General features: G+C 68.2%; 1 pseudogene. It reads left to right on the forward strand.

The window, feature by feature from the left end:
- Positions 1-729, forward strand: a pseudogene (locus tag STRAU_RS31545) (alpha-1,4-glucan--maltose-1-phosphate maltosyltransferase); the annotation flags it as partial.

A 729-nucleotide genomic window follows, 5' to 3' on the forward strand; every position in this document is an offset into this window, starting at 1 on the left:
CCCCCACACCAAACCCGTCGCCTTCTGGGAACGGGTGATCGCGGAGATCAACGCGGTCGACCCGGACGTGCTCTTCCTGGCCGAGGCATTCACCCGGCCCCCGATCATGCGGGCCCTGGCCCAAGCCGGATTCCAGCAGTCGTACACGTACTTCACCTGGCGCAACTCGAAGGACGAACTAACCGACTATCTGCGGGAGTTGTCCACCGAGACGGCGCACTATCTGCGCCCCAACCTCTTCGTGAACACCCCGGACATCCTGTCCGAATACCTCCAGGAGGGCGGACGCCCGGCGTTCGAGGTGCGGGCCGTGCTCGCCGCCACCCTCGCGCCGAGCTGGGGCATGTACGCCGGTTTCGAGCTGTGCGAGAACACCCCGGCAGGCCCCGGCAGCGAGGAGTACCTGGACTCCGAGAAGTATCAACTGCGGCCGCGCGACTGGGCGGCGGCCGAGCGTGAGGGGCGCGGCATCGCGCCGCTCATCACCACGCTCAACAGGATCCGGCGCGACCACCGGGCCCTCCAGCAGCTCAGGAACCTCCGCTTCCACCAGGCCGACAACGACTCGGTCGTCGTCTACAGCAAGCGCGCGGGACGGGACACGGTCCTGGTGGTCGTGAACCTGGACCCGCACCACGTCCAAGAGGCCACGGTGACCTTGGACATGCCGCGGCTGGGGCTGGGCCCGCACGAGTCGGTTCCGGTGCGTGACGAGCTGACCGGCGAGAC

This window comes from Streptomyces aurantiacus JA 4570 (genome assembly GCF_000414115.1).
Classification (GTDB): domain Bacteria; phylum Actinomycetota; class Actinomycetes; order Streptomycetales; family Streptomycetaceae; genus Streptomyces; species Streptomyces aurantiacus_A.